Origin of the sequence: Streptomyces sp. Y1 (genome assembly GCF_041053115.1) — a bacterium.
Lineage (GTDB): Bacteria > Actinomycetota > Actinomycetes > Streptomycetales > Streptomycetaceae > Kitasatospora > Kitasatospora rubellomurina.
Genome location: NZ_CP163445.1, coordinates 8,376,911 through 8,402,682, shown reverse-complemented (window position 1 = coordinate 8,402,682; position 25,772 = coordinate 8,376,911). Strand labels below are relative to the sequence as shown.

Annotated in this window: 30 protein-coding genes, 1 pseudogene and 1 CRISPR repeat array; of the genes and pseudogenes, 12 read left to right on the top strand and 19 right to left on the bottom strand. The window is 71.3% G+C overall.

What is annotated here, in order from left to right; genetic code table 11:
* Positions 1–202: 202 nt before the first annotated feature.
* Positions 203–562, top strand: coding sequence for a hypothetical protein (locus AB2U05_RS36740; protein WP_369185741.1), 360 nt, complete (start codon positions 203–205; stop codon positions 560–562).
* Positions 563–627: 65 nt separating this feature from the next.
* On the opposite strand, the gene AB2U05_RS36735 is transcribed toward AB2U05_RS36740, so the two are convergent.
* Positions 628–1,215, bottom strand: coding sequence for a TetR/AcrR family transcriptional regulator (locus AB2U05_RS36735; protein ID WP_369185740.1), 588 nt, complete (start codon positions 1,213–1,215; stop codon positions 628–630).
* Between the two features lie 51 nt (positions 1,216–1,266).
* Between AB2U05_RS36735 and AB2U05_RS36730 the strand changes: the two genes are divergently transcribed.
* Positions 1,267–1,785, top strand: coding sequence for a GNAT family N-acetyltransferase (locus tag AB2U05_RS36730; protein ID WP_045700812.1), 519 nt, complete (start codon positions 1,267–1,269; stop codon positions 1,783–1,785).
* A gap of 46 nt (positions 1,786–1,831) precedes the next feature.
* On the opposite strand, the gene AB2U05_RS36725 is transcribed toward AB2U05_RS36730, so the two are convergent.
* On the bottom strand, positions 1,832–2,863 hold the full coding sequence (locus AB2U05_RS36725) for an AraC family transcriptional regulator ligand-binding domain-containing protein (protein ID WP_369185739.1): 1,032 nt from the start codon (positions 2,861–2,863) through the stop codon (positions 1,832–1,834).
* A 205-nt stretch (positions 2,864–3,068) separates the two neighbouring features.
* Between AB2U05_RS36725 and AB2U05_RS36720 the strand changes: the two genes are divergently transcribed.
* Both AB2U05_RS36720 and AB2U05_RS36715 read left to right on the top strand, forming a co-directional pair.
* A complete protein-coding gene (locus tag AB2U05_RS36720) occupies positions 3,069–3,647 on the top strand; it encodes an NADPH-dependent FMN reductase (RefSeq protein WP_369185738.1) in 579 nt (192 codons plus the stop codon).
* A gap of 168 nt (positions 3,648–3,815) precedes the next feature.
* Positions 3,816–4,040 carry a hypothetical protein gene (locus AB2U05_RS36715; protein ID WP_369185737.1) on the top strand — a complete coding sequence of 75 codons (225 nt, stop codon included), beginning with the start codon at positions 3,816–3,818 and terminating at the stop codon, positions 4,038–4,040.
* Between the two features lie 93 nt (positions 4,041–4,133).
* Here AB2U05_RS36715 and AB2U05_RS36710 read toward each other — a convergent pair whose 3' ends face one another.
* Both AB2U05_RS36710 and AB2U05_RS36705 read right to left on the bottom strand, forming a co-directional pair.
* Complete coding sequence (locus tag AB2U05_RS36710) at positions 4,134–4,556, bottom strand: GNAT family N-acetyltransferase (protein WP_369185736.1); 423 nt, start codon at positions 4,554–4,556, stop codon at positions 4,134–4,136.
* Positions 4,557–4,588: 32 nt separating this feature from the next.
* Entirely contained in the window at positions 4,589–5,506 is a 918-nt protein-coding gene (locus AB2U05_RS36705; RefSeq protein WP_369185735.1) for an NAD(P)-dependent oxidoreductase, read from the bottom strand.
* Positions 5,507–5,592: 86 nt separating this feature from the next.
* Here AB2U05_RS36705 and AB2U05_RS36700 point away from each other — a divergent pair, with 86 nt between their 5' ends.
* Together AB2U05_RS36700 and AB2U05_RS36695 are read left to right on the top strand one after the other, a co-directional pair.
* Positions 5,593–5,964, top strand: coding sequence for a winged helix-turn-helix transcriptional regulator (locus AB2U05_RS36700; RefSeq protein ID WP_369185734.1), 372 nt, complete (start codon positions 5,593–5,595; stop codon positions 5,962–5,964).
* Positions 5,965–6,106: 142 nt separating this feature from the next.
* On the top strand, positions 6,107–6,445 hold the full coding sequence (locus AB2U05_RS36695) for an ArsR/SmtB family transcription factor (protein WP_369186060.1): 339 nt from the start codon (positions 6,107–6,109) through the stop codon (positions 6,443–6,445).
* 35 nt (positions 6,446–6,480) lie between these two features.
* Here the strand turns inward: AB2U05_RS36695 and AB2U05_RS36690 are convergent, their stop codons facing one another.
* Positions 6,481–6,837: a hypothetical protein gene (locus AB2U05_RS36690; RefSeq protein WP_369185733.1), complete on the bottom strand. Its 357-nt coding sequence runs from the start codon at positions 6,835–6,837 to the stop codon at positions 6,481–6,483.
* Positions 6,838–7,110: 273 nt separating this feature from the next.
* On the opposite strand from AB2U05_RS36690, the gene AB2U05_RS36685 reads away from it, so the two are divergent.
* Both AB2U05_RS36685 and AB2U05_RS36680 read left to right on the top strand, forming a co-directional pair.
* Positions 7,111–7,581, top strand: a complete 471-nt coding sequence (locus AB2U05_RS36685; RefSeq protein ID WP_157882211.1) for a DUF6234 family protein — start codon at positions 7,111–7,113, stop codon at positions 7,579–7,581.
* 77 nt (positions 7,582–7,658) lie between these two features.
* Complete coding sequence (locus AB2U05_RS36680; RefSeq protein WP_369185732.1) at positions 7,659–8,102, top strand: hypothetical protein; 444 nt, start codon at positions 7,659–7,661, stop codon at positions 8,100–8,102.
* 67 nt (positions 8,103–8,169) lie between these two features.
* Here AB2U05_RS36680 and AB2U05_RS36675 read toward each other — a convergent pair whose 3' ends face one another.
* Positions 8,170–9,804, bottom strand: coding sequence for an alpha/beta hydrolase (locus AB2U05_RS36675; RefSeq protein WP_369185731.1), 1,635 nt, complete (start codon positions 9,802–9,804; stop codon positions 8,170–8,172).
* 196 nt (positions 9,805–10,000) lie between these two features.
* Between AB2U05_RS36675 and AB2U05_RS36670 the strand changes: the two genes are divergently transcribed.
* Positions 10,001–11,512, top strand: coding sequence for an IPT/TIG domain-containing protein (locus AB2U05_RS36670; RefSeq protein WP_369185730.1), 1,512 nt, complete (start codon positions 10,001–10,003; stop codon positions 11,510–11,512).
* A gap of 97 nt (positions 11,513–11,609) precedes the next feature.
* Here AB2U05_RS36670 and AB2U05_RS36665 read toward each other — a convergent pair whose 3' ends face one another.
* Entirely contained in the window at positions 11,610–12,146 is a 537-nt protein-coding gene (locus tag AB2U05_RS36665) for an NUDIX hydrolase family protein (protein WP_208615531.1), read from the bottom strand.
* Positions 12,147–12,253: 107 nt separating this feature from the next.
* Here AB2U05_RS36665 and AB2U05_RS36660 point away from each other — a divergent pair, with 107 nt between their 5' ends.
* Positions 12,254–12,733: an SRPBCC family protein gene (locus AB2U05_RS36660; RefSeq protein ID WP_369185729.1), complete on the top strand. Its 480-nt coding sequence runs from the start codon at positions 12,254–12,256 to the stop codon at positions 12,731–12,733.
* A 10-nt stretch (positions 12,734–12,743) separates the two neighbouring features.
* On the opposite strand, the gene AB2U05_RS36655 is transcribed toward AB2U05_RS36660, so the two are convergent.
* From AB2U05_RS36655 to AB2U05_RS36645, 3 genes are all read right to left on the bottom strand, one after another.
* Positions 12,744–13,067 carry a hypothetical protein gene (locus AB2U05_RS36655; protein ID WP_157882212.1) on the bottom strand — a complete coding sequence of 108 codons (324 nt, stop codon included), beginning with the start codon at positions 13,065–13,067 and terminating at the stop codon, positions 12,744–12,746.
* Between the two features lie 97 nt (positions 13,068–13,164).
* The gene (locus tag AB2U05_RS36650; RefSeq protein WP_369185728.1) at positions 13,165–13,713 is read right to left on the bottom strand and encodes a hypothetical protein; all 549 of its coding nucleotides are present in this window, start codon (positions 13,711–13,713) and stop codon (positions 13,165–13,167) included.
* A gap of 113 nt (positions 13,714–13,826) precedes the next feature.
* Positions 13,827–14,816 (bottom strand): alpha/beta fold hydrolase, encoded by a 990-nt coding sequence (locus tag AB2U05_RS36645; protein WP_369185727.1) that lies wholly within the window; start codon positions 14,814–14,816, stop codon positions 13,827–13,829.
* Positions 14,817–14,938: 122 nt separating this feature from the next.
* Between AB2U05_RS36645 and AB2U05_RS36640 the strand changes: the two genes are divergently transcribed.
* Positions 14,939–15,535 carry a helix-turn-helix domain-containing protein gene (locus tag AB2U05_RS36640; RefSeq protein WP_369185726.1) on the top strand — a complete coding sequence of 199 codons (597 nt, stop codon included), beginning with the start codon at positions 14,939–14,941 and terminating at the stop codon, positions 15,533–15,535.
* Positions 15,536–15,638: 103 nt separating this feature from the next.
* Positions 15,639–16,450: direct repeats of the CRISPR family, unit length 25 nt; unit sequence GTTGCAAGCCCTCCAGGGCTGAGCA.
* Between the two features lie 89 nt (positions 16,451–16,539).
* Here the strand turns inward: AB2U05_RS36640 and cas2 are convergent.
* The 9 genes and pseudogenes from cas2 to AB2U05_RS36595 all read right to left on the bottom strand — a co-directional run bounded on the left by cas2 (position 16,540) and on the right by AB2U05_RS36595 (position 24,609).
* Positions 16,540–16,803, bottom strand: coding sequence for a CRISPR-associated endonuclease Cas2 (gene cas2 / locus AB2U05_RS36635; RefSeq protein ID WP_045700850.1), 264 nt, complete (start codon positions 16,801–16,803; stop codon positions 16,540–16,542).
* A gap of 6 nt (positions 16,804–16,809) precedes the next feature.
* Positions 16,810–17,790: a type I-B CRISPR-associated endonuclease Cas1b gene (gene cas1b, locus AB2U05_RS36630; RefSeq protein ID WP_369185725.1), complete on the bottom strand. Its 981-nt coding sequence runs from the start codon at positions 17,788–17,790 to the stop codon at positions 16,810–16,812.
* On the bottom strand, positions 17,790–18,311 hold the full coding sequence (locus AB2U05_RS36625) for a CRISPR-associated protein Cas4 (protein WP_369185724.1): 522 nt from the start codon (positions 18,309–18,311) through the stop codon (positions 17,790–17,792). The genes cas1b and AB2U05_RS36625 overlap by 1 nt, the downstream gene beginning before the upstream one ends.
* On the bottom strand, positions 18,308–20,719 hold the full coding sequence (gene cas3, locus AB2U05_RS36620; protein WP_369185723.1) for a CRISPR-associated helicase Cas3': 2,412 nt from the start codon (positions 20,717–20,719) through the stop codon (positions 18,308–18,310). The genes AB2U05_RS36625 and cas3 overlap by 4 nt, the downstream gene beginning before the upstream one ends.
* Entirely contained in the window at positions 20,701–21,408 is a 708-nt protein-coding gene (gene cas5 / locus AB2U05_RS36615; RefSeq protein ID WP_369185722.1) for a CRISPR-associated protein Cas5, read from the bottom strand. Before cas5 ends, cas3 begins: the two co-directional genes overlap by 19 nt.
* Positions 21,405–21,914 carry a type I-B CRISPR-associated protein Cas7/Cst2/DevR gene (gene cas7i / locus AB2U05_RS36610; protein WP_369185721.1) on the bottom strand — a complete coding sequence of 170 codons (510 nt, stop codon included), beginning with the start codon at positions 21,912–21,914 and terminating at the stop codon, positions 21,405–21,407. Before cas7i (AB2U05_RS36610) ends, cas5 begins: the two co-directional genes overlap by 4 nt.
* A 113-nt stretch (positions 21,915–22,027) precedes the next feature.
* Positions 22,028–22,456 (bottom strand): annotated as a pseudogene (gene cas7i / locus AB2U05_RS36605) (type I-B CRISPR-associated protein Cas7/Cst2/DevR); the annotation flags it as partial.
* A 21-nt stretch (positions 22,457–22,477) separates the two neighbouring features.
* Positions 22,478–23,890 carry a hypothetical protein gene (locus tag AB2U05_RS36600; protein WP_369185720.1) on the bottom strand — a complete coding sequence of 471 codons (1,413 nt, stop codon included), beginning with the start codon at positions 23,888–23,890 and terminating at the stop codon, positions 22,478–22,480.
* Positions 23,887–24,609 (bottom strand): CRISPR-associated endoribonuclease Cas6, encoded by a 723-nt coding sequence (locus AB2U05_RS36595; RefSeq protein ID WP_369185719.1) that lies wholly within the window; start codon positions 24,607–24,609, stop codon positions 23,887–23,889. Before AB2U05_RS36595 ends, AB2U05_RS36600 begins: the two co-directional genes overlap by 4 nt.
* A 749-nt stretch (positions 24,610–25,358) precedes the next feature.
* On the opposite strand from AB2U05_RS36595, the gene AB2U05_RS36590 reads away from it, so the two are divergent.
* Complete coding sequence (locus AB2U05_RS36590) at positions 25,359–25,502, top strand: hypothetical protein (protein ID WP_369185718.1); 144 nt, start codon at positions 25,359–25,361, stop codon at positions 25,500–25,502.
* Positions 25,503–25,772 lie beyond the last annotated feature (270 nt).

Genomic DNA, 25,772 nt, shown 5'->3' with positions numbered 1-25,772 from the left:
CCCCCGCAGCGTGTCGACCCCAATCCTGCCAGCTCGGAGGGGGTTTCGGTAGGACTCAGCACACCCTCGCCGAACCTTGCCGCGGACCCCGGGCACGCCGCAGACTCGTCCGCAATCCCACCCCTCCCCCGCGGCCGACGCGCCGCCGTGCCCGTACGCCCTCCGGCGGCGGGCCCGAACGGGGGCGGCGGGCGGGCGGAAGGTGACGAAGGGGGACGTGAAGATGCGGGTGCACGAGGACCTGGTGCTGCGGGCGCGGGTGCGGCTGCTGAGCCACAACGACCGGATCCTGTACGGGGAGGAGGGACTGCAGGTGTACCGGGTGCTGTTCGCGGCCAACCCGCGGGTGTACGCCTACAAGCTGGCGGTCGTCCTGCGGATGGCGAGCGAGTCCCACCGCGTGGCGGGCCTGCCGGAGGCCCGGCAGGCGCTGGTGGCGGAGGCGCGGGCGGTCTCCGCGCACATCCCGGCCGACGCCCCGGCGTACCAGCGGCGGCTCTGGGACAGCACGGTGGCCGAGTTGGTGCTGCGGGACGGCCGGCCCGATTCCGGGACGCGGTGACGGCTTGCCCGGCGAGGCCAGGCCCGGCGCGGCGGTGCCGGGCCCGGCCTCGCCGGGTGTGACCGCTACGGCTCGCCCAGGGTGGCGTCCAGGAAGTCGCGCCAAGCGGCGTGCACGCGCCGGATGTTGTCCTCGTCCTCGGCGGCGAGCACGTCCAGCAGGAGCCCGCGGAGGACGGCGAGCACCACGGTGGCGTTCGCCCGGGTGCCGTCGAGCACCCGGGTCAGCGGCGGCAGCCACTCGTCCAGGGAGGCGGTGCCGAAGTCCCGCCAGGGCTCGCAGCGGCCGAAGGCGCGGACGTAACCCTCGAAGAACAGCCGCAGCGCGCCCCGGCGTTCGGGGGCCGTCAGCCACTCCCAGAGCAGCTCGAGGGTTTCCCGGGGGCTGCCGCCCTCGGCCTCGGAGCGCTCCAGCAGGGCCAGTTGCTCGCTCCGGCCGACCGCGAGCACCTCGCGGACCAGGTCCTCCTTCGACCCGAAGAGGTAGAGCAGCACGCGCGGGCTGGTGCCGATCCCGGCCGCCAGCGGGCGCAGCGAGAGGTCGGAGACGTTGTGTTCGGCGACGTAGCGGACTGTCGCGGCGAGGAGGTCCTCGCGGCGCACGGACGGGCGGCGCGGCGCGGGGCGGGAAGGTGCGTCGGCTGGGGTGGGCACGTGGTCTATCGTTCCACTGAAACGAGTGTTTCAGTGGAAGGGGATGCCGCCATGGCCACCACCGCACCCGGATACGCGACCGTCCGCGAGGCCGACCGGCCCGGCGACCTGGGCGCCGTCGCCGCCCTGCACGGCGTCCTCTACACCCGCGAGTACGGCATGGACGCCACCATGGAGGCCTATGTCGCGGCCGGCATGGCCGAGTTGGTCCTGGCCCGGGCCGCCGAGGGCGGCGCGGCACCCGGCCGGTTGTGGGTCGCCGAGCTCGACGGCCGGGTGGTCGGCGCCACCGGCCTGGTCCGGGCCGAGGAGCGCCCGGGCTGGGGGCAGCTGCGCTGGGTGCTGCTCGACCCGGCCGCCCGGGGCCGCGGCCTGGGCCGGCGGATGCTGGAGACCGCCCTGGACGAGGCCCGCGCCCGCTCGTACGACGGCGTGCTGCTCTGGACGATCACCGGCCTCGACGCCGCCCACCACCTGTACGCCGAGGCCGGGTTCGAGCTGACCGTCTCCCGCCCGGTCCGCAAGTTCGGGCTCGACACCGTCGAGCAGCGGATGGACCTGCGGTTCTGAGCGTGCCCTTCCAGTCCTTCCCGGCGGGTCAGCCGCTTCCGGCGGGTCAGCCGTTGCCGGTGGCCGCCGTCTCGAGGTCCGCCGACTTCCGGTAGGTGTCCGGGGTGTGGCCGGTCCAGCGCTGGAAGGCCCGGCGCAGCGCCCGCGAGTCGGCGTAGCCGAGGCGGGCGGCGATCGACTGGACCGGGAGCCGGGTGTCCCGGAGCAGGTGGGCGGCCTGTTCGTGGCGGACGGCGTCGATCTCCTCGCGCCAGGTCGTGCCGTGGTCGCTGAGCCGGCGCTGCAGGGTCCGCGGGCTGACGGCGAGCCGGCAGGCGACGCGTTCCAGGGAGAGCAGGTCGTCGGCCAGTGCTTCGGCCAGGGCGGCGCGGAAGGTGTCGCGCCAGCCCGGGGCAGGCCGGGCCGCGGCCAGGCCCATCTCCACGTAGCGCCGCATGATGCGGGCCAGTTCCGGGTCCGCGGAGGGCGCTTGCCGCCCGGCGTCGAGCAGGACGATCGAGTTGGTGGGCTGGTCGAAGTCGATGCGGGCGGTGCCGAAGCCGTCGATCAGGTGGCGGTGTCGTAGCGGGGCCGGGTGGGCGAACGCGACCCGGACCGGGCCGGCCGAGCCGGCTCCGGCGACCTGCATCCGCTGCAGGAGCGTGGCCAGGGCGAACACGCTGATCTCCCGGTCGACACCGTCCCGGAACGGCAGCCCGTTGTAGTTCAGGGTGAGCCGCCGGCCCTCCTCCACCACGTCGAGCGAGACGGCCGGGTCGGTCAGCGCGGTGATCAGGCGCGCCCCCTCGCGCAGGCCCTCGGCGACCGTGGGGGCGCTGGTGACCAGGTAGTCCCAGGCGTGCAGGCTGCCCAGCGGGACGTTCCCGGCGACCAGGAGGCCGATCCCCTCCCCGCCGTGAACGACGATCAGCTCCCAGATCCGGTTGATCGCGGCGGTGGGGACGCGTGCCAGGTCGTCGGCGAGTGCGGCCGGTTCCAGCCCCGTGGCCAGCGCGATCTCCTGCGGGGCTATCCCCAGCCGGAGCGCGCTGTCGCGGACGAGCCGCACCAGGTAGGCGGGAACCGTGTCTCTGTGCACAGCGCGCGATTCTAATCGCACGCCAGAAATCAAGGCCGGGGCACCCATCGGTCGGGAACCGTCCCCCTCGTGGCGCGAACGGTCCCCCCTGGCGCCGATCGTCCCCCCGGTGGCGCGTACGGCCTCCCGCGCCCCCGCCGCGGCGCGCCTACGGTCGAGGCCGGGGCCGGTAGGCGGCCCTCCGCTTCTGAGAAAGGGACCGGTCATGACCGACCTGAAGATCCTCGCCATCTCCGGCAGCCTGCGCGCGAACTCGCACAACACCGCGCTGCTGCACGCCGCCAGGAAGTTCAACCCCGGCGGCCTGGACATCGAGGTCTACGACCGCCTGCGGGAGATCCCGCCCTACGACTTCGACCTGGACACCGCCGAGGCCCGGCCCGCCGTCGTGCAGGAGCTGCGCGACCGCATCACCGCGGCCGACGGACTGCTGATCGCCACGCCGGAGTTCAACTACTCCGTCCCCGGCGTGCTGAAGAACGCGATCGACTGGGTCAGCACCGACTGGAGCAAGTCGGAGGGCCTGCCGCTGCAGCGGAAGCCGACCGCGATCCTGGGCGCCGCCCCGACCAACTTCGGCTCGGTCCGGGCGCAGCTCGCGCTGCGGCAGGTGTTCGTCTGGACCCACACCGATGTCGTGGTCAAGCCGGAGGTCATGGTCTTCCGCTCGCACGAGCGGTTCGACGACGAGGGCAACCTGGTCGACGAGGGCACCATCGCGCTCCTGCAGAGCCTCCTCGGGGCGCTCAAGGAGAAGATCACCGGCGCCCGCGCGCAGGCCTGACCCGCCCGTCCCGGTCGGTCCGGGTCACCTCGCGCGTGACCCGGACCGGCGGGCGGACGGTCCGGTCCGGTCCGGCCCCGGAACGGCCCCCGGACCGGCCTCGCGGCAGGCCCGGCACGGACGGGCGAGCCCCCGGTGACCGGGGGCGGGCGCCGTCGTTGACCGGGCATGACCGCCACCACACGCCTCACCGCCCTGGCCGTGCTCGCCGCCGCCGCGCTCTCCCTGGGCGCCGCCGCGGCCTCCGCCAGCGCGCACACCCGCCACCTCGACCCGCCCATCACCGTCCAGCAGTGCAAGGACGACGACGGCTGGGTGGCCACCGACATCGTCGAGCAGCGGGAGATCTGCGCCAGCGAGGGGGAGCTCGACGACTACTACATCGTCCGGTAACGCCCGCCCCGGCACCCACGCCCGCACGCCCCGCGCCCGCATACCGCAGGGCCGCTCGCCGAGTGGCGGGCGGCCCTCCCCCGTCCGGGGCGGTCAGACCAGGCGGTGCATGCCGATCGAGTGCGGAGCGGTGGGCACGAAGCCGAAGCGGGAGTAGAGGCGGTGCGCCGGGCCGTCCGCGATCAGGGAGACGTACGCCCCGGGCACGGCGCGCTGCTCCAGGGCGCCGGTCAGCTCGGCCATGATCCGGGCGCCGAGGCCACGGCCCTGGTGCTCGGGGAGCACGCAGACGTCCGCGATCTGGTAGACCGTCCCGCCGTCGCCGACCACCCGGCCCATGCCCACGATGCCGGCCTCCGGGTGGTGGACGGTGACGCCGTGCCAGGTGTTGGCCAGGCCGGCCGCCACCGCCTCGGCGGGGCGGTCCGTCATCCCGGCACCGGTGCGCAGGCCGCGGAAGGTCGCCACGTCCGGAACGCCCGCGCGCAGCTCGTAAGGGTCTATCATGTCAGCCATGCCTTACACGATAGAGGATCGAACGACCTCGGTCAGCGCGGCCCCCGGATGCTGTCGATGATGCGCGTCCAGTTCTCGGTGCCGTGTCCGTTCTCGATCGCCCGCCGGTAGTGGGACTGGACGGCCAGCGGGAGCGCGAGGTCGAGGCCGATCGAGGTGCTGGTCTCGACGATGTGGTCGGTGGTCGCGCCCATCATGGTGACCGTGCTGAGGTCGCCGGGGTGCTCTCCGGCGTCGATCGCGGTGCCGGGGTTCCCGTCCGCCCCGGCGCCGGCCCGCAGGATGGCGCCGATCGAGTCGGCGGAGGCGAGCAGTTCCGGCAGCGCCTCCCCGGCCTTCATCCCCGCGGTGCCCAGCATCGCGGTGGCGTGCATCAGGGCCGACAAGGTAGTGAGGAACACCGCGAGTTGGGCCTGGTACATCATCTGGGCGAGGCCCGGGTCCGTCCCGAGGTACTTCGGCGCCCCCAGCAGCGCCAGCGCCGACCGGTGCTCCTCCATCACCTGCTCGCGGCCGCTGTAGTAGACGTAGGACGCCTCGGTGCCCACCATCGGCGCGGGGACCATGACCCCTCCGGTGAGGAAGTCGGCGCCGTGGCCCGCCGCCCAGGCGGCCGCCTCGCGCGAGCGCTCGGGGGTGTCGGAGCTCAGGTTGACCAGCGTGCGGCCGGCGAGCGACGCGGTGGCGTCGTCGAGGATGTCGTACATCGCCCGGTAGTCGGTGAGGCTGAGGAGGACGAGGCCGCTCGCCTCGACCGCCTCACGGGGGGTCGCCGCGAGCGTCGCGCCGGCGGCGACGACGCCCGCGGCCCGGGCGGCGGTGCGGTTCCAGACGGTCACCGGGTGGCCGGCGTTCAGGAGGGATCGGGTCATGGCCTGTCCCATCGGGCCGAGCCCGATCACGGTGACGGCGCTGTTCTGCTGGTTCGTGTCGTTCTGTCGTTCGTTCACCCCTCCATCCTCGGAGAGCGTCGCCGCTCCCGGAAGTACCTACTATTTACTGGGATACTCACCTTTTGGTAAGGGGGAATTGAGCGATGGCCAAGGCACCGAGGATCGGGCCCTACATCTGCGGCATCGATGCCGCGCTCGACGTGGTGAGCGGCAAGTGGAAGGGGCTGATCCTCTGGGAGCTGCACGCCCACGGCGTGCGCCGCTTCGCCGAACTCCGCCGCGGCATGCCGGGCGTGAGCGAGAAGATGCTGACGCAGCACCTGCGCGAGATGGAGGAGGACGGCCTCGTGCGCCGCGAGGTCTACGCCGAGGTGCCGCCGCGGGTCGAGTACTCGCTGACCGAGCACGGGATCACCCTCAACCGGGCCCTCGGCCCGCTCGGCGACTGGGGCGCCGAACGGGTGCGCCGCGAGGGCTTCGACTCGGTCGCCGTGGCCGAGGCCGCACACCGGTAGACGGCCCCCGGCGACCCCCGCCGGCCGTGTAGCGTCGGGCATGAACGCGCGCGCTCGGCGCGGTTCCTACGATGCGGACGGGACGGGGGTCGACAGGTGGGAAGGGGTGGCAGGTGTGGGACGAGCACGCGTCGTGGCGCGGATGATCGAACACCCTGGTGTGGAGGACGTCAGCGTCCAGCAGGTACTTGATGCCCTCGCCGATCCGGCGCGGCGCAAGGTGGTGCACACGCTCGCGCACGCGGCCAGCCCGCTCAGCTGCGGCTCCTTCGACCTGCCGGTCGGCCGCTCGACCTCCAGCCACCACTTCACCGTGCTGCGGCAGGCCGGGCTGGTGCGCCAGTACTACATCGGCACCACCAAGATGAACGCGCTGCGTTCGGAGGAGCTCGAGCGCCGCTTCCCCGGCCTGCTGAGCGCCGTCGTCGCCGCGGCCGACGCCGAGGCCCACCAGGGCGGCGGCGCCGCGCGGGGCACCTGACGCGAGGGCTTCGAGGGGTGGCCGGCGCGCGCCGGTCACCCCGGCCAGCGCTGCTCCACGCCCTCCGGGGAGCGGCGGCGCAGCGGCGCCAGTTCGCGTTCGAGCGTCCGGACGTCCCGGGCGATCCGGGCGGCGATCTCGTCGGGGCCGGTGCCCACCGGCAGCAGCCGCGACCAGGAGCGCGGCTTGGCCGCGCCCGCGTGCACCATGTGGAAATTGAGCCGCACCACGCCGGCGACGTCGACCAGGCCCACCAGCACCCGGGTGTCCGGGAGGTCGATCGTCACCTCGTTCCCGATGCACGAGCAGGCGACCAGTCCGGCGATCTCCTCCTCGGCCAGGTACCTCGCCAGCGGGACGGCCCTGCCCCGAACCAGAATCGGACGCTCCACGGGATCCACCGGCCCCGCCTCCTCCGCCACCGACCACTGCCCGCCCGGCCGCGGCGCGGGGCGCACCACGACAGACCGGGCACGCCCATGCTCCACCACAGCCCGGCCGGGCGCCAAGTCCGTGTCTCACCAAGTGACTTGGGCGAACGCACCGACCCGGCGCACCGGCGCACGCCGGGGCGCACCGAGCGCTCCCCTGCCGGTCGGCCGTACGGACACGATCTGAGTACGGATGCTCAGGCGCCGAGGCCCGGACGCTGCCAGGCTGTCCCCGTGAACGGATCGAAGCCGAACGGATCGAAGCGCACCGCCCCTGCCTCCGCCCCTGCCTCCACCCCTGCCTCCGCCTTCCGCCGACTGCGGCGGCCCAGGCCCTCGCGCGCCGCGGACATCACCGCCGGGGTGCTGTTCCTGGTCGTCCTGGCGCTGGTGTACGTCGGCCGGATGTTCGGCTACGGCATGGACCTGTGGGCGGCCTCGGGCGAGCAGGGCGCCGCCGACCGGGTCGCCCGCGGCCAACTCTCGTTCACCTGGGGCCTGCTGGGCGCGGCCCTCGGCGCCGCCGGGCTCGCCGCCCTGCTGCGCGCCCGCTGGACGGCGGGGCTCCAGCTGTTCGGCGCGGCCGTGCTGTTCGTCTTCGCCGTCCAGCTCGGCCACGCGTACAACCGCAGCCACCCCGCGCCGCCGCCACCGCCCAAGCCCGGGTACACGCCGTGCTACAGCGGCAGCGGGCGCTGCGACTGACGGCCCCCGGACTTGCCTCCGGAGGGCCGTCCGGCCTAGTTTTGAACGGATTCAAAACGATGCCGAGGGGGCGCGTGATGACGCGACGCGCGTGGACCTACTTCCGAGCCGGGCGACGGGCCCGGCTGGTCGCCACACTGGCCGGGGCCAGCTGGCTGCCCTTCGCGGCGGCCGCGCTGCCCGCGGCGACGTCCGGATTCTGGCACGGCGTGGGCCTGTTCGCCCTGGTCATCGCGCTCACCCTGCTGCCCCTGATCGCGCCGAGCCGCGCCCTGTTCCGCCGCTGGTGCCTGATCATCGGCTGGGTGTTGCTGGTCCTCCAGGCGGCGCTCTCCTTCCCGTTCGCCTTCATCCCGCTGCCGCTCGTGGTCCTTTACCTGCCCGCCGGCGTCCTGCTGCTGCTCGCGGCCCGGCGCACCGCGGGCGTCGCGGTGACGGTGGTGGCCTCCGTGCTCACCGGCGTCCCGTACCTCGTCGACCTCGCGTGGGCGATGGACTGGCCGACCAACCTCTGGGCCTGACGGCGGTGCGCCGGCCCCCCGTGTGGGGGGGCCGGCGCACCGATCGATGCTCGGTCTCTGCGGAAGCTCAGCGCAGGACGCCGTGGACGGCCTCCGGGTCGCCGGGCGCGAGCCGCGCCGCGCCGGCGTCGGCGGTGAGCGCCTTGGCGGTGGCCGGCGGCGGAGTCACGAACACCGGGGCCGGGTCCGCCTCGGGCGCACAGGTCTTGGCGATCCGCCCCTTGCCCTCGGGCAGGCTGCCGTCGCGCAGGTAGGCGGTGAAGGTGTCGTCGAGGCAGGGGTTGTCGTGGAACAGGATCTCGTGGAAGCTGCCGCCGTTCTGGACGACCAGCTTGGAGCCGGGCAGCGCGTCGTGCATGGCGAGGCCGCCCTCGTACGGCGTGGCGGCGTCCTCGGTGGCCTGGAAGAGCAGCACCGGGGGCAGCCCCTTGCCGGTGATCTTCAGCCGGCCGGCCTGGTTGCCCTGGTAGGGCCAGAACATGCAGGCGGCGTTGTACCACATGTTGTTGTACGTGTAGAAGGGCGCGGTCGCGTTGACCTTGGCCTGGTCCTTCTTCCAGACCTCCCAGTCGCGCGGCCAGGCGTTCTCGGTGCACTGGGCCGCGTTGTACGCGGGGAAGGTGCCGTCGTCGCTGCCCGGGGCGGCGTACTTGTTGTACGCGATGTTCAGCGGCCGGGTGTCGTGCTGGGTGAGGTAGGCGGAGAGCACGGTGGCCATCCGGGGCCAGCGCAGGAAGTTGTAGCCGCCGCCGTAGAAGGTGTCCTCGAACTCGGCGGGGCCGATCTTCCCGGGGGCGGGGGCGGCGTCGACGGGCTCCTTGCGCAGCGCGTCCTCGACCTGGGCGTAGGCCTTCTGGACGGCGGCGGCGTCGGTGCCGAGGTGGTAGACACCGTCGGCCTTGGCGGCCCAGGCCGCGAAGGCGTCGAAGCGGCGCTGGTGTTCCTTGTCCTGCAGGATGTTGTGGTCGTACCAGCTGATGGTCGGGCCGACGATGCTGTCGAGCACCATCCGCCGCACGTGCGAGGGGAACAGCTGGCCGTAGGTGGAGCCCAGGGAGGTGCCCCAGGAACCGCCGTAGAAGTTGATCTTCGGCACGCCGAGCGCACGGCGGATGCTGTCCATGTCGCGGGCGTTGTCGACGGTCGTCATGTGCGGCATCAGCCAGGACCAGTCGGCCGCACAGTCGGCGGCGTAGCCGGCCGCCTTCTTCAGCCAGGCCTTCGAAGTCCCCTGGCTCACCTGGTAGTCGGGGCGCTCGGCATCGAAGTAGTGGGCGTCGCAGACGACATGGGGGTCGCTGCCGTTGGTGCCGCGCGGGTCGAAGCCGATCCAGTCGTAGGTCGAGGCGACGTCCGCGGGCACCTTCCCGGAGATGTACGCGGGCATCCAGAGCCCGGAGTCGCCGGGGCCGCCGGGGTTGAGCAGGATCGGGCCCTGCTGCTTGTCCTTGGGGGCGGTGGCCGGCAGCCGGTTCAGCTTGATCTTGATCTTCCGGCCGTGCGGCGCGGCGTAGTCGACGGGCACCTCCAGCATCGCGCACTGCAGCGCGGGGGTGTTGGCGTCCCGACAGGAGGTCCAGGCGAGACTGCCCTGGCCGCTGTCCTCCAGGGTGAGGGTGTCGGGGTCGGCGGCGGAGGCCGATCCGACGCCGAGGGCGACGACGGCGGCCGCGGACGCGAGGAGGGCGATGGCTTTTCTCATGGGGAGCATGATGTGACATGTGCAATGGCACATCCAGAGGGCCGACCGGACTTTACCAAGGCTTGACCGCCCACGGCGGTGTGCGCCCGGTGGCATGACGTCCCGGACGCGGACACATCGTCAGACGTACCGGGTGGAACCGAGGTGGGACACGACCTCCCCGTTCGGTGAGGCGATCGGTTCCCAGGGAGAACGCATGTCGACGGAGCAGAGCACACCCACGATGGCCCAAGTGGCCATGACGCTCGCCGCGATCGCGGCGACCGGCGCCACCCCGCGGCCGTCCGGAGAGACCACGGCGGAGCAGCAGGCCCGGATCTCCCGGGGCGTCCTCCAGCAGTTGGCCGAGCCCTCGCTCGCCACCCGGAACGACTGGCGGCTGCAGTGGCTGGCGCTGAGCCCGGACAACGCGAACATGGCGTACCTGGCCGTGAACACCACCGCCAACGCCTACGCCGTGGTGCTCCGCGGCACCGTCGGCAACGTCACCGACCTCCTGGAGGACCTCGACGTGGGCACGATGGTGCCGTTCACCGCGATCGGCTCGCCTTCCGCTCCGGTGGCCGTCTCCAAGGGCGCGATGGAGGCCTTCACCCAGGTCGTCACGATGACCTCCTCGGGCATCACCCTGCTGAAGGCCCTCGACGGCGCCCTCACCTGGGCCCGGCCGAACCCGACCGTCCACGTGATCGGTCACAGCCTGGGCGGCTGCCTCGCCACCATGGTCGCGCCCTACCTCCAGGCGCAGACCTGGTCGGCCCCCGTCCCGCGGTTCAGCCTCTACACCTTCGCCGCCCCCACCGCCGGGGGCCGGGACTTCGCGGCCTACGTGGACTCCCTCCACTGGGTCGCCAACGAACGCCACTTCAACGAATGGGACGTGGTACCGCGCGCCTGGACCAGTCTCGACGACGTGAAGAAGTGGTACCCCCACCCCGGCCCGGCGGCGACCGAGGACGTCGACGCCGCCATCACGGCGCTCGCCGGCCTGCCCGGCCCCCACCAGTACGCCCAGCCGGGCGTGGCCAAGCCGCTGCACCGGGACTACCGGACCGACTACGACCCGGTCATGATCAGGAAGTCGCTCCCGGACTTCCTGGGCCAAGTCGCCTACCAGCACGCCAACTCCACCTACCTGGGGCTGCTCCGCACCCCGGACGTGCTGCCCGGCCCGGTGGTGCGGGCCATCAGCAGCAACGCCGGCAAGGACGGCAGCGCGATCCTCGTCGCCGGCAGCGGCTTCGGCGCGGGCACGGCGGTCGACTTCGGGACGGTCCCGTGCGAGGACCCGAACGTCAGCGGTGACGGTCAGGGGATCGGCGTCTACGCGCCGCCCGGCGTCGGCGTCGTCGCCGTCCGGGTCACCACCGACCTGGGCACCTCGCCCGCCGTCCCCTTCGGTCAGTTCGCCTACGGCGGACCCGAACCCGTGATGGTCACCGGCATCACCCCGGACAAGGGCAGGAAGGGCGAATCCGTCACCATCACCGGCGTCAACTTCTGCTCCGACGCCCAGGTCTACTTCGGCGACAACCCCTCGCCCTCGGTCCAGGTCACGCGCACCGGCGCCCCCGGCGAGATCGTCGCCACCGCGCCCGACCCGAGCACCGGCCCCGGCAAGCCCGACACCATCGACGTCACCGTGCAGTCGAACGGCTACTCCTCCCCGGGCGGCCCGCAGGCCGAGTTCGAGTACCAGAAGCTGTGACGCGGACCCGCCGGAGGAGCGCCGGGCGGGGTGGTGGTCGTCCGGCCCGGGCGGCGCCGCGGTCGGCGCTGCCCGGGCCGGGGCCGGGGCGGTGTCCTCAGAGCAGGCAGCCGACGTGGGCCAGCGCCCGCTTCAGCAGCGCCCCCTGCCCGCCGGGCATGTCCTGCTGCACCAGCGCCGAGGCGGCCTCCTCGGGGCTGAACCAGACCAGGTCCAGCGCGTCCTGCCGGGGCCGGCAGTCCCCCGCCACCGGGACGACGTAGGCCAGCGACACCGCGTGCTGGCGCGGGTCGTGGAACTCCGTCACCCCGAGCGTCGGGAAGTACTCGGCGACCGTGAACGGCTGCAGCGAGGCCGGGATCCGCGGCAGCGCGACCGGCCCCAGGTCCTTCTCCAGGTGCCGCAGCAGCGCGTCCCGGATCCGCTCGTGGTGCAGCACCCGGCCCGACACCAGGGTGCGGCTGACCGTGCCGTCCGGGCCGATCCGCAGCAGCAGGCCGATCTGCGTGACCTCCCCGGACTCGTCGACGCGGACCGGCACGGCCTCGACGTAAAGGATCGGCATCTTGGCCCGCGTGGTCTCCAGCTCCTCGGGGGCCAGCCAACCGGGCGTGGTTTCCGTCAAGTCAGACATTCGCCGATCGTACGGGCCCGAGCCCCTGTCGCGCGCCGCCTGTCCGTCGAGTCGCCCCCCGCCGTGCCGGAACACCGTCTTGTTCGCCGGGCCGTTACGCTCCGGGCATGGCCCGTTTCCTTCTGACCCGGCGTTCGCCGCTGCCGCCGGCCGAGTGCTGGCGGCGCCTCACCGACTGGCCCCGGCACGGGGAACGGGTGCCGTTCACCCGGGTCCGCGTCGTCCCGGGCAGCGGTGACGTCCGCGACGTCCACGGCCTCCCGGGCGATCTGGTCGTGGCCCGGACCCGCCTCGGGCCGCTGCGCTTCGACGACCCGATGGAGATCGTCGAACTGACCGCCCCCGCCCCCGGCCGGGACGGGCACTGCCGGCTCGCGAAGCGCGGGCGCGCGGTCCGCGGCGGCGCCGAGCTGCGGGTACGGGCGGTGGACGGCGGCGGCAGCGAGGCGAGTTGGGCGGAGGAGCTGCGGATCGCCGGCCTGCCGGCGCTGTTCGACCCGGTGGTGGCGGGGGTCGGCCGCGTCGTCTTCGGCCGGCTGCTCGACCACCTGCTGGATGCGCCGGCTCAGGGCGCCGGTGCGGAGTGACGTCGGGGACTCACCCGGCGGGCTCGACGCCCTCGCCGTCAAGGAGTTCGCTGATGCGCGCCGTGAAGCGGCTCAGGATGTCGAACGGGAGAGACCGGTCCGCGGCGAAGGTGACGAACGGGAGCTTCTCCTCGTCCTCGTCCTCCTCCTTGCGCATGGCGACGACCGTGACGGCGGCGGGCCCCGGCATGAAGTCGCCGCCGCCGGATCCGGTCGTCCAGCCGGCCGGCGCGGCGCGGGCCTCACTCAGTTCGAAGTACCGTGAGCCGTCCACCAGTTCGGTCGACTGCAGGCAGTAGTGTTCGCCGGCGAACTCCCAGACCTCCAAAGCCATGCCGGGATCTTGTCACACGGACGCCCCGCCGTGGGCCGACTTTCGCCTCCGGGGGGGCCGCCGCCTGCTCGACGTGCGACAACCAGCAGCCGGCAACCTACGCCTCTTCACCCTGGTCGAGGTCGTGGAACGTCTCGCCGAACCGTTCCAGCGCCTCGGCCGGCCCGCAGCCGAAGGCGCGGCCGATGTACTCCCAGGTCATCATGCTGCTCCGGGCCCTGCGGCCCGCCAGCAGCGCCGTCGAACCGGCGGCGCGCTCGAAGCGGGCGGCCGCACGGGCCGCGGCGTACGGCCGACCGTCCGTCAGGTCGCAGATCCGGTCCACCAGCGCCGCGATCAGCTCCTCGACCTCGTGCGGCACCACGCCCTCGGCCAGGTCGACGTGCTCCTCCCAGTCCGCGAACGGCCCGGTGGCCTCGCCCACCGCCTCGGTCGCCACGTCGTCACCGAAGTCCAGCACGTGCACCCGCTCACCCCGCCAGCCGCAGTCGCAACCGGCGCGCACCGCAGTGGCCCGAGGGCCGTCCGCACCGTTGTAGAGCCACCAGGTGGTGCGCCCGTCCGGCAACCGCGCCGGCTCGCTGCCGTCCGCCAACACCGCCACCGGGAAACCCCGGTGGCGCCCGCTCTCGTCAACCCATGGCATGCCGTGTCCCTCACGTCCCTGGAGTACGGCACCAGGGTTCTCGCCTCGTGACGCAGTGTCAAGGCTTCGCGACAATCGGTGCGACCCGCGGGCCGTCCGGCACACCCGCCGGTTCAGTCCGGGAGGGCGGCGAGCCAGGCGGTCAGCAGGCGGTTGACCTCCTCGGGACGCTCCTGCTGGATCCAGTGCCCGCAGCCGTCCAGGATGTGGGAGGAGACCAGGCCGGGGAGGGTGGCCGGGAAGGCGTCGATCGCGTCGGCCATCCAGGTCGTGGAGGCGTCCAGGGCGCCGCCGAGGAAGAGGGACGGCTGCTCGATCGGGGCTCCTGCGTACCGGGCGAGGTCCTCCCAGTCGCGTTCCATGGCGCGGTAGCGGTTGAGGGCCCCGGTCATGCCGGTGCGCTCGAACTCCCCGGCGTAGACGTCGAGGTCGTGCTCGGTCAGCCAGCCGGGCAGCCTGCCGCCGGGGAAGCGGTCGCGCAGCCGGCCGCCGGCGCGGGCCACGAAGTGCGGGTCGGGCTCGCCCGGGGCGGGCATGGTGTCGGCGGACATGGCCGCGTAGAAGCCCGCGAGCCAGCCCCGGAGGTCTGGCTCCATCTCCGCTTCGGCCCGTCCGGGCTCCTGGAAGTACGAGACGTAGAACTCCTCGTCGCCGCCCATCCGCGCGAAGACCTCGGAGGGGCGGGCGCCGCCGGGCGGCGAGTAGGGGACGCTCAGCAGTCCGACGGCGCGGAAGACCTCGGGGTGGAGCAGGGCGGAGGCCGCCGCGATGCCGGAGCCCCAGTCGTGCCCGACGACCACCGCCCTCTCCTCCCCCAGGGCGCGCACCAGGGCGACGTTGTCCGCCACCAGGTCGAACATCCGGTAGGCGTCCGTCCCGGCCGGCTTGGAGGAGCGGCCGTAGCCGCGCACATCGAGCGCCACGGCCCGGTACCCCGCCGCCGCGAGGGCCGGGAGCTGGCGGCGCCAGGAGTACCAGGACTCGGGGAAGCCGTGGACGAGCAGGACGAGCGGTCCGCTGCCCTGCTCGACCAGGTGCAGGCGCCCGGCGGGTGCCTCGATGGTGCGGTGGCGCAGATCGGCGGACGGCGCGGGCTGGTGCATCGCTTCTCCTCGGTTCACGGGTGGTCGCGGTTACCCACCGATCATGCGGCGCGGCGGCCGCGCGCCGCGAACACCCTTGCCATTCTGGCAAACTGGCAGGGCAGGGCCGTGGAGGCGGCGCGATGCGAGGAAGCAGGGCGACGGTGACCGACGACACACTGGCGGCCATGGGCCCCCGGCTGCGAGCGGCGCGGGAGCAGCACGGCGCCACACTCACCGGCGTCAGCCGCGCGACCGGCATCTCGCCGAGCACGCTCTCGCGGATCGAGACCGGCCGGCGCAAGCCGACCCTGGAGGTGCTGCTGCAACTCGCGAAGGCGTACGGCGTCTCCCTGGACGAACTGGCCGGCACCGCACCCGCGGTGGCGCCGCGGCGTTCCGGCAACGACAAGGCGGTACTGCCGCTGACCCGGTACGTCGGGGGCCTGCACGCCCACAAACACGTCCTGCCCGCCGTCGACGCACCGCCGGCCCGGCCCCGGCAGGCCTCCCACGACGGCTACGAATGGCTGTGCGTCCTCTACGGGCGACTGTGGCTGGCGCTCGGCACGCAGGACCTCGTGCTGAACGCCGGGGACGTGGCCGAATTCGACACCCGCACCCCCCACGGACTCGCCAACGCCGGCCCGGGCGGCCCGGTCGAGTACCTGATCATGTTCGGCCCCCAGGGCGAGCGTCTACGACCCCGCACCCTGGCCGCCGGCTGGTCGGACCGGTAGCGCGACGCACCGCGTTCCGCGCCGACGCGACGGTATCTACGGTTCACGCCCCTCCGAGGCTGAGCACAGGCGGCGGACGGCATCCCCGGCCGCGGCTCCCTGAGTTGCAAACCCTCCAGGGCTGATCACGACGCGACGGCTGGCCGGCCGCGGTGCCCACCACCGCTTGTTGCAAGCCCTCCAGGGCTAACCACGACGCGCAGACCCCGCCCCCGTGCGCGGTACCCGGGTGCCCGTTGCAAGCCCTCCAGGGCTGAGCACGACCTACCGCGTCGGTCCCGGCCCGGACTGGGGCCCGGCGTTACAAGCCCTCCGGGGCTGATCACGACCCCTCCCCCAGTCCGGCACCGCGGACGCGGTGATGCGGTTGCAAGCCCTCCAGGGCTGATCACGACCCTGGCCGTTCAGTCCCTGCACCTGAAGGACCTGGGGTTGCAAGCCCTCCAGGGCTGAGCACGGCCTCGGACATGGCCAGGAGGATGGCGGTCTTCATGATGTTGCAAGCCCTCCAGGGCTGAGCACGGCCCCACTCCACCGCCACTCCAGCCCCCGTCATCGCGGGTTGCAAGCCCTCCAGGGCTGAGCACGACTGGCGAGCTTCGGGATGGAGGGCAGGGTGGAGCCGAGTTGCAAGCCCTCCAGGGCTGAGCACGACCCGGGGGCACACCGCGTCACGGGTTCCCTTGGTGGTGTTGCAAGCCCTCCAGGGCTGAGCACGACCCTGGACGAGGACCTCGGCCTGCTGGAAGCCGTCGCGTTGCAAGCCCTCCAGGGCTGAGCACGACTGGCGAGCTTCGGGATGGAGGGCAGGGTGGAGCCGAGTTGCAAGCCCTCCAGGGCTGAGCATGACCCGGACCATCATGCGCGGGGGGTCTCGCTGGTACGTGTTGCAAGCCCTCCAGGGCTGAGCATGACCCGAGGGTAAAGCCCCAGGTCAGAGCACCTGGGAGCGCCGCTGTGGGTCGTGGTGGTGCAGCGACCCACAGGTACTGCAGCGGTGCTGGTCACAGGATGTCGCCCGGGCCGCCGAGGGTGGCGCCGATGGTTGTGGCGGCGATCATGTCCGGGGAGCGGGCCGTGTAGGTGACGATGCTGTCGTGGGTGGGGTCGATCACGGCGTTGAGGGCGTAGGTAAGAGCCCGGTACTGGGCTGCGGTGAGTTCGCCCTGGAAGACGCTGCGTTGGGTCCAGTGGAGGTACTTGCGGCAGGTCTTCAGAACCTTGGGGTTGCGTTCGGCGGCGGTGTCGTAGACCAGGATGACGAACATCTGCGGCTACCACCAGGGCCGGAAGGGCTTGTACGGGGTGCCCTCCAGGCACAGCCGGACGAGCTTGAGCGCTTCGAGGTGAATGAGCTCCTCGTAGCTGACGTTCCGTTTGAGCCCTCGGTGGAACACCGTCGTCGCGAGTTCGTCCCGCACGAGGGCGGCGATCTTCTTCCGACCGTCCGTGCTGAGCGCCGCGCGGCCGACCTCCGTCTCGAAATCGCTCGGCTTGAGCTGTTTCTGGCTCGCCGCCCGCCGCAGCAGCCGTTCGGCGAAGAGCGGTTTGAAGGGTTCGGCGAGGTCGAGGGCGAGGGTGTTGCGGCGGCGGTCGGTGTCACTGTGCAGGAAGCCGATCGCGGGGTGGAGCGGGGTGCTGCGCAGGGCGGTGAGGACGCGGGCGTAGACGAGGGCGTTGAGGTAGCTGATGAAGGCGTTGCCGGCGTTGGTGGGTGGCCGGCGGGTGCGGCCGTTGAGGCGCAGCCAGGCGGGGAGGCGGGTGTCGAGGACGGCCCAGGCGGTGCGGCGGAAGTTGCCTTCCTGGCCCAGGAGTTCGTCGGTGTCGCGGCAGTTCGGCAGCGCGGCGCGCAGGGTGGCGAGCGCCGCGTCGAGGAGGTCGGATTCCAGGACCCAGCTCAGGTTCTCGGCGGTGGCGAGGAGGAGGGCGCGGGCGATGGGGAGGCGTTGTTCGGGGTCGCCCGTGATCTCGACCTGTCGGCGGATGACGGTGGCGGAGGACATGGTTTCGGCGGGTGCGAAGTGTCCGGCGTGGTTGCCGTAGTGGTCGAGGACGTGGACGGTGACGCCGTACCGGCTGAGGAGGGACATGACGGAGGTGTTGAGGTCGACGTGGTCGAAGGCGACGAGGTCGCGGATGTCGGTGATGGGGATGTGGACGGGGCTGGTGTCAGCGCGTTCGATGCGGATGCTGTCGTCCTGGCGGCGGATGCGGCAGGGTTCGGTGAGCCAGTAGGTGCGGCCGGCGGCGGGCATCAGGTTCCCCAGCAGTAGTCGAGGTAGGAGCAGCCGCGGCAGGCGGCGCGGGGTTGGCGGTCGGGGGGTGCGGTGGCGGCGATGACGGCGCGGGCTTCGTCCTCGGCGGTCTCGGCCTGTTCGCGCGCCTCGTCGTTCCAGGGGACGTCGGTGGTGCGGCGGATGAGCGGGTAGTGGACGGTGCCGCCGCGCACGTTGACGCCTCGGCGTTCGAGGAGCAGGCAGTAGTGGCGGACCTGGGCGTCGTGGGTGGGCGAGGGGGTGCGGGAGGACTTGGTCTCGTGGACGACGGCGCCAGCGGTGACCCAGTCAATGCGGGCTTCGCCGAGGTCGGCGTCCCGGCGGCGGGCGAAGGTGGTGTCGCTGACGACTTCACCGAAGGCGACGAGGTCACTGCCGGCCTCGGGCCGGTAGCCGCGGGTGTAGAGCCAGAGTTGCCGCGGGCAGTGGCGGAGGTACTTGATGTGGACGCCACCGAGGCCCTGGGCGTCGTGGACGGGGTCGGAGGGGGTGGGTTTCACAGGATGGTCTCCGGCTCGGCGGGTGGGCGTAGCCCGAGGACGGGGTCGTACTGGCCGTCGATGAGGTGGATGCCGAGCGCGCGGTCGAAGGTGGCGTTGTACTGCTTCAACTGGCCGTAGCGCAGGGGGATGAGGAGCCCTGCGGCGAGCAGGGGGTCTGCCTTCTTGCCGAGGGCGAGCAGTCGGTACTCCTCGGCGTCGTCGCGCAGGAGGACTTCGACGGTGTCGAAGCGTTCACCGAGGGACCTCGCGTGTTCGCTGCGGTCGTGGAACGGGTCGGTGAAGGTCAGGAACTCTGCGGTGAACCCGTCGCGGGCCTCTCGTGCCCTGGTCGCCCACGTGTGGCCCCAGTCCGTGTCGTAGGCGAGGGCGAGGAGGCGGTCGATGTCCTCCTCGCTCAGCGTGTCGCCTCCCTGCTCCACCACCGTGGTCAGCGCCGACCAGGCGGCGTCCACGGCACCCTGGTCGTACGGGCGGTGGCTCTCGGTGCGGTGGACGCGGAACTCGACCGGCCCGTCCGGGTGCAGGCCCCGCCGGTTGACGCGGCCGGCCCGCTGGGCGACGGCCTCGATGGGGGCGTTCTCCACCGCGCCCCGGTCGAAGTCGAGTTGCAGTGACACTTCGACCGTCTGAGTGGCGACGACCAAGCCCCCACGCAGCCGCGGTCTGTCGGAGCGGCGCACAGGACGGCGCTCCGGGTGGCGCTTCAGGAGGCGCGCCTCGATCGCGTCACGGTCCCGATTCCTAAAGCGAGAATGGAGGAGGAGCGCCGCGTCTGAGTCGCCGGGATATTGCTTCCGGGCGTGGTCCGCAAGGATGGTGAAGAGGGCCTGCCCGGTGGCGACGGTATTGACAACCACGAGGACGCTGTGGTCTTCGTCGAGCCAGCCCTCCAGGCGCGCGACGCTCTCCGGATCCGACAGCGGACGGTCGTCGACGACGAGGCGGTGCCGCACCGCCGCCGTGCCGGGCGCGGCCCGGTGGCAGGTGACGGGCTGGTAGAGACTCTCGTCGACGATGGCGAGCAGGGGCGGAGCAAGGGTGGCGGACAGCACGGCGATCCTGCTGCCGAGTTGTTCCCACAGGCGCATCGCGGCGCAGATTCGCCCGAAAATCTCCGGGTCGTAGGCGTGGAGTTCGTCAAGAACGAAGAGGGCGTTGGCCTGCTCAAGGAGCACGGAGGAGTGAGTTGGCCCGGCGATGGCGGCCGAAAGGAGTTGGTAGGGGGTCGCGACGCGCAGGCGTTGGGCAAACAGTCGCATGGCATTCGCGCGGGCACGGGCCTTGCGGGCAGTGTCCTTGGTCGGGCCGCCGCAGCCGTCGTCTTCCAACGCCTCCGTGAGGAGGGTGCGGGCGAGGGCTCCGTGCAAAAGACCGATGTCCGGAGACTTCTCGCCAACAACCGGGTGGAGGGTGTCCTGGAAGCGGCGTCTGGCTGCGTTCAGGGAGGCCCGGTACGGCAGGGTCCAGACGAGCCGCGGCAGACCGAGCATTGTCGTCAACTGTCTTGCTGCCCAGGCGAGTCCGGCCTCAGTCTTCCCGCTTCCGGTCGGGGCGACGAGGACCAGATGCCCCACGGTCGCACCGGCGTCCTGCTGGTGCGGGTGCGGGGTGTACGGGAGCCGGGCGAGGTAGTCGGTCGGCAGCGGCATGTGGGTCTGGAGGTCCACGTGGGCAGATCCAGCATGGTCGGCGAGTGTGAGGGCGCCCTGCGCCAGCGCGGCAAGCAGACCACGGTGGGCTTTCACCGGCTGCTGCCACGCGGCCAGAACTTCCTCGAACAGCTTGCGGGCGCGGTCGGCGAGCAAAGGTTCGTTCGGGCCTGGCGGTACTGGTTCAGTGCCGAGGAAGCCGGTCAGCCAAGCCAGGAATTCCTGGTGCAGGCCCCGCGGCACCTGCGGCCGGCGACAGTCCGGGCCCGGTAGCCGTCCGAATGCCTCCTCCCAGCGGGTCTGTTCGTTGTACTGCCTGGACAGAGCCGGCTTTCCACCCCCGAGGGAGGACGCCGAGTGGAGCGGCCGGTGGTGGCCGGCGACGAGCGTGGCGATCACCAGGCGTTCCTCCTCGCTCCAGCCGGCCGCCGGGGCCAGGAGGTCGACATAGGCAAGGGAGAACACTTCGTGGCGCTCCCCCCAGGGATCGCCCGTGTGTTCCAGCTGCCGTTGGAACATCTCGGCGACCTTGCCCGCGTCGTGCAGCAGCGCCGCGGCGCGGACGCGGGCCCAGAACAAGGGCTCGGTGGCGATAATGCCAGCGGCTCCGATCCGCGCCTCTAACTGCGACACCACAGCGTGCACAGTGCGCAGGTGAGCGGTGAGCCGTTCGGGATCGTCGCGGGGAAGGGATTTGGCCCGCAGGTCGGTGAGGGCGCGCCGTCGCGGCGGAGTGGTCAGGGGGTCAGGAGCCATACGGCTTGCGTGTCCTCGTTGTTCGGGAGTGCTTCGTGGTAGGCACCACGCACCAGGCCCGGTCCGGCGGGCTCGTCGCACCACAGGTACTGCGACCACCTGGTGGTGAGGCGGTCGATGGACACGGTGTCGGCGAGGCGGTGGATGTGGGCGGAGGGCGTGTCGTGGCCGCCCGCGGGGGCGAGCGCGTGTCCCACGACAGCCCGCTCGGCGGGTTCGAGGGCGACGTGCGCGAGTTCGGTGAGATGGACGAGGTCCTGCGACCGGCCCAGCCTCAGCCCATGGCGCGGCCGGCGCAGCGCCCGGGCGAACCGGTCGGTGTCCGGTCCGGGGAGCCAGACTGTGAGGTGGACGCCCGCGAGGAAGGGCCGGTCCTTGGCCGTCGTTCCGCCCTTGACGGCCCTGACCCTGCCGCCGGAGGCGGGGTTACTGCCGTCCGCGGCGATCGGGTGGTAGGTCTCGGTGTCGATGCCGTAGCCCTCCGACCAGGCCGCCATGCCAAAGACCAGCGGCTCGGTGTACGCGCCGGTGGCAGCGGCGAGCAGCCCGCGAACGGTGGAGGGAGGCGGAACCGGGAGGATTCGGGTGATGCCAGGGAACAGCGGGTCCCTGAACGAGGCAACCGGGGCGTAGAACCTCGCCCTAACGGCCGGGACCGGTTCGCGCGGGAGCCGCGTTGTCGCGCTCAATTCGGTGTTTCCTGCGGGGCCGGGTCGTCGAACCAGTCGTCGAGCTTGCCCTCGCGAAGGTCCGCCGCAAGGTGGAGCAGGACGGTTCGTGGATGGTCAATGACCATACTTCCTTCGGCCAGCTCGCGCGCGCACTGCTTCTCGAAGTTCTCGCGCGCCTGGTCGCGGAAGCCGGGCCGCCAGCCGATGCGTACGGGCGCCTCCCACTCCCCCGCCCACGCCTCGAGCTCCTTGACGAGGACGTCGCCGCGCACCCGCACCCCCGTGTCGGGGTCGCTGTCGATCACGTTGCCCAGCGGGTTGACGCCTCCCTTGAAGGGGACCAGGACCATCAGGGCGGGCACCCGGTCGCCGTAGTGCAGGGCCTGCTTCGCGCCGCCGCTGAGGTGGGCGATCGCCTCGGGCAGCAGTGCGGCGCGGCGGCGGCGTTCCTCCAGGGGCAGCCGTACGGCGGGCTGGTCGCGGAAGACCTCGGTGGTGGCGCCGAGCGCGGCGGCCTCCGCCACCTGCAGGGCCTGCTCCTGGGTGAGGTAGTTGGGCCGGCCGACCCCGTCCGCCCCGGCAGGGTGAACGTGCCGATCCTCGGCAGGTCGATCAGGAAGGGCGCGGCGAGGTCGGCAGTGTAGAACTCGTGGCCGTGCAGGACGGGTTCGGTCACGCCCCGGGACATGACGCCGAAGTCCTCGGTCGGGTGGACGGGTTCGACGGACATCAGGGTGCCGAGCATGAACGGGCTGTCGCGCAGGGTGGTGGCAGCGTCGTCTTTCTTGGCGCCGGCCCGCATGTAGCCGAACAGGTCGTCGTCCGCGTACCGGACGGGATCGGCCTGCGTGTTGGCCTTCTGTGCCTTGCCCTGGGCCTTGCCGACCCGGGTGACGGGCGAGGGCACCGAGCCGCGCTCGACCATGGTCTCCCGGATCCAGCGGCGCGCCGCCTGCGCGGACACGTACGGGTGCTTGCGGCCCCTGATCCGTGCGTGCTTAATGCGGGACGTCGTCTCCTCGCCGCGCCCGTTGTTGGGGGCTCCCGCTTGCACGGCGAGCACCATCATTCCTGCCAGGTAAGCCATTTAAGCCTGCTCCATCTCATAGTCGTCGTACTCATCCTCGGCATCCACGGCGAACGCGGGACGCTCGGCCAACGCCTCGATCTCACGCTCCCGCTGCGGGTCGGCTCCCTTGCCGCCCACCTGCACTCCGTTCTGCTGGAGCAGCACCGACACCCTGGCAAACAGCAGCATCCGGCGCTCCCAGGACCGCGGTTGACGCTGAATAAGCGGCTTCCAGAGTTCAGGCCCAGCCAACGGCCTGTCAGACCCGTTCAGTTGAAGACGCGTGTATGCCTTCACCAGGAGCACGCCAAGCTCGTAGTCACTCAGCGCTGCCTTTCGATACTCGGCCAGCAGCCCGCGCGGACTGCTGCCTTGAGCGATCCAGTCGGCGATCAGAACCGCCACCGGTTCCAGATCCGTCTCCATTCCGAAAACCTCCTCGGCATAGGTGAAGGCGAGCCGGACCAGGGCTTCACGGTCCCTGGGGCTCCATGAGGCGTCGGCCTCCGCGAGGAGGCGGTGCAGTTGCCCCAGCAGCGGACGGCTACGCCCACCCTCGGCATCAAACAGCAGTCGTGCCGCCTCGCCCGCACCACTCCTTCCGCCATCCGGACCGGCCAGGGTTTGGCACAACAGATGCCAGCCACGCCGCAGCGGCGCATTGCCGTCCACAATTGCCAGGAAGACCGGCACGGCACGGCGGGTGCGGGTGACGCGCAACCAGGGTTCCTGGTTGTCGTTCTTGAAGGTCCACAGCGTGGTCGCGCACAGCCCCTGTGCGGAATCCCGCAACGCAGCCAGGGTCACCTGTTCGGGCCCGGCCGCGGCTGACATCCCGGTGAATCCTGCCTGCATGACCCGGCGAGCCCGTCGCACGTTCCGTCGGGCGAAGTCCCTTTCTGCGGCCGGTCCTTCACAGGAAAGCACAGTGGCCGAACCTGCGGTCACCCAGGCTCCGTAGGGCAGCGCCCACATGGCGATCCGGCACCCACGACAGACCGGCCAGCCGGGAACGCCGGGCGGCAGGGAATTCAGTGCCTTGCTCGTGTCGAACAGTGGGAGGTTAGCCTTCGCCCACACGACAGCCGTGCCAGTGCCACAGAACGTGCAGGGCCGCACCAGGCCAGCCTGTGGGGAATCCTGGGCGAAGAGACTCTCGATTTCCAATCTCAACGCGTGCGGGTCGGAGGGCCGCTTGCTGTGGGTCGCTTTGGAGTTGGGGTACAGCGCGAACAGCACCTTCCACCAGTCGTACTGACTGGTATCCCTGAGCGCCGTGGCGGCCGCGAGCAGGTCCGTGACCAGGACCGCGGATACGGTGTCCAGATCAGCCTGGTTCACCCAGCTAGGGTCATCGCGCTCGGCGAGGACCGCCACGGCCCAGGCACCCGCTCGCTGCAACGGGTGGTCCGTCGCGATGAGCGCAGTCACCTCACCCACCCGAACCCCTGGATCGTGTCCAGCCCCAGCCCCCAGGACCGAATCGCGTTCACGAACCGGCCATCGGCCTCCATGACGACCCGCACCCGCGCCCCGATCCGCGGCGCCCCGCGAACTGTGAACCGCCGCCGGGGGCCGGCCTCCAGAACCCGTACGCCCTCCGGGGCCGGCAAGCCCAGCACGTCCGCCTTGTGCGCCAGGTTGTGCTGCAGGCGGTCGAGGTAGTGCGCGTCACCCGGAAGCAGGTTCCTGCCCTCGTGTTTGAGTACGACCGGAGTCATGGTCTCCAGTTCCACCGGCCCATCCCCCGCAGGCACCCCGGCGTCCATCTCCACCGAAAGGCCCCGTACCCGCAACCGTGTGGTACCCCAGACCAGTTCCTCAGCGCCTGCCAGCGCACGCACCAGCACCGAAGCGATCTCCGGGACCGGCGAGCCGAACCACACCGACCCGTTGTAGGAGGTGGAGTAGACCCCCTTGCGCTGCGGCGCCCCGAGAAACAGCGGCCCGGCTACCCCCACCGGCTTCAGCGGCTTCCCCAGCCACCCACTATCGTGCAACTCCTGCGCCAAAGCCTCGTCCTGGCCACCGAGCAACCTGTACACCACCCCCCGAGCCGCCCCGTGCACGTCCTCCCACCTCACGCTCGACCTGTCCGGCGTGACATCGACCTTCACCCGCACCCGCAACCTCCTGACCGATCCGGACATGCCGCAAGGTAGCTAGACCAGGACAATCGGCATTCCCTTCCTCGCAACTCGCTCCGCCGAGCAGATGCCTATGGTAAAAGCCTAAAGTTGGACGATAACCGCACGTCCGTTCCCGTCACCTTCGAGGACAACCGGACTGCACCCACGAACAGCTTCCGCTTTTGATGCTCCACACTCAAATCGATCCGACCTGCAACGATGCACTACCGGCGAGTTGCCGCAGCACAGGCGACGTCCACACACCCTTCCGAACCTATCCTCCCAACGCCCAGATAATCATCTTCGAAGAACGCTAGGTGAACAGAACAGCCGCCAGCCAACCCTCACGCCTACCGGCGACAAATCCGCCTCGACAACCAACAGCCGAGACCGATCGAACAGACCTTCTTTTTTGGAAACACCTTTCGCACACCACAGCGCTCCATCCATAGCTAATCTTGACCAGGCGATCACCATGTCGCCGCAGGCGGCACAGCAGATCGCGGCCACCATCAGCCCTTGAGGGCTCACAACGAGTGCGCCATCGGACCCGGAGTCAGCAAAATCATGATCAGCCCTGGAGGGCTCGGAGCTGGCGGCAACCTCGTCGCCGCAATGACATCGACAGCAATCGGAGTGAGCCATGTTGACCTGGAGGTCCCGCATGGGGACTCCGGAGACCGTCGAATTGATGCCTTGGATGTGGTCCGGCTAGCATGAAGCCAAGCCGAAAGTCCGACCCCACGGATTGGTAGTACTTAGTGAATATCATGGCAGTTGTCATGCTCGTATTCCTTGTGCTGGCGATGTTTACCGTGCTTGCGTGGATCGGACTTTCTCCAGACTCGGCAATCGCACTAGGCGGCGCCGCTTGCGTGGCAGCAGCTGAGTTGATTCGCCGTATCCGCAAATGAGACCCCTACTCCACCGTTTTGGGAACGACAGTGGACTTCAACCTAAGCCGACTGGGCAGCGGGGTGTTCGAGAATCTCGTGCAGAGTCCGGTTAGGCACGTACTCGGCCCCGTGGCCAGCGCGGTTGGGGACGGTCCGGACGGTGACCTAAAGGAATCCTTCCAGCCACGACTTCCCATCTCTCACCCTGGGCATAAGTTGGAGCGGGTCCGGGGTGGTGCAGGCGAAGTACCGCCAACTCTCGGAGGCCGGGCCTACCGAAAGGTCTTG

Coding starts and splice junctions, on each gene's coding strand:
- AB2U05_RS36730 (WP_045700812.1), top strand. CDS start 1,267: ATGGCCACCACCGCACCCGGATACGCGACCGTCCGCGAGGCCGACCGG.
- AB2U05_RS36720 (WP_369185738.1), top strand. CDS start 3,069: ATGACCGACCTGAAGATCCTCGCCATCTCCGGCAGCCTGCGCGCGAAC.
- AB2U05_RS36715 (WP_369185737.1), top strand. CDS start 3,816: ATGACCGCCACCACACGCCTCACCGCCCTGGCCGTGCTCGCCGCCGCC.
- AB2U05_RS36710 (WP_369185736.1), bottom strand. CDS start 4,556: ATGGCTGACATGATAGACCCTTACGAGCTGCGCGCGGGCGTTCCGGAC.
- AB2U05_RS36700 (WP_369185734.1), top strand. CDS start 5,593: ATGGCCAAGGCACCGAGGATCGGGCCCTACATCTGCGGCATCGATGCC.
- AB2U05_RS36695 (WP_369186060.1), top strand. CDS start 6,107: ATGATCGAACACCCTGGTGTGGAGGACGTCAGCGTCCAGCAGGTACTT.
- AB2U05_RS36680 (WP_369185732.1), top strand. CDS start 7,659: ATGACGCGACGCGCGTGGACCTACTTCCGAGCCGGGCGACGGGCCCGG.
- AB2U05_RS36675 (WP_369185731.1), bottom strand. CDS start 9,804: ATGAGAAAAGCCATCGCCCTCCTCGCGTCCGCGGCCGCCGTCGTCGCC.
- AB2U05_RS36670 (WP_369185730.1), top strand. CDS start 10,001: ATGTCGACGGAGCAGAGCACACCCACGATGGCCCAAGTGGCCATGACG.
- AB2U05_RS36665 (WP_208615531.1), bottom strand. CDS start 12,146: ATGTCTGACTTGACGGAAACCACGCCCGGTTGGCTGGCCCCCGAGGAG.
- AB2U05_RS36660 (WP_369185729.1), top strand. CDS start 12,254: ATGGCCCGTTTCCTTCTGACCCGGCGTTCGCCGCTGCCGCCGGCCGAG.
- AB2U05_RS36655 (WP_157882212.1), bottom strand. CDS start 13,067: ATGGCTTTGGAGGTCTGGGAGTTCGCCGGCGAACACTACTGCCTGCAG.
- AB2U05_RS36650 (WP_369185728.1), bottom strand. CDS start 13,713: ATGCCATGGGTTGACGAGAGCGGGCGCCACCGGGGTTTCCCGGTGGCG.
- AB2U05_RS36645 (WP_369185727.1), bottom strand. CDS start 14,816: ATGCACCAGCCCGCGCCGTCCGCCGATCTGCGCCACCGCACCATCGAG.
- AB2U05_RS36640 (WP_369185726.1), top strand. CDS start 14,939: ATGCGAGGAAGCAGGGCGACGGTGACCGACGACACACTGGCGGCCATG.
- cas2 (WP_045700850.1), bottom strand. CDS start 16,803: ATGTTCGTCATCCTGGTCTACGACACCGCCGCCGAACGCAACCCCAAG.
- cas1b (WP_369185725.1), bottom strand. CDS start 17,790: ATGCCCGCCGCCGGCCGCACCTACTGGCTCACCGAACCCTGCCGCATC.
- cas3 (WP_369185723.1), bottom strand. CDS start 20,719: ATGGCTCCTGACCCCCTGACCACTCCGCCGCGACGGCGCGCCCTCACC.
- AB2U05_RS36595 (WP_369185719.1), bottom strand. CDS start 24,609: ATGTCCGGATCGGTCAGGAGGTTGCGGGTGCGGGTGAAGGTCGATGTC.
- AB2U05_RS36590 (WP_369185718.1), top strand. CDS start 25,359: ATGGCAGTTGTCATGCTCGTATTCCTTGTGCTGGCGATGTTTACCGTG.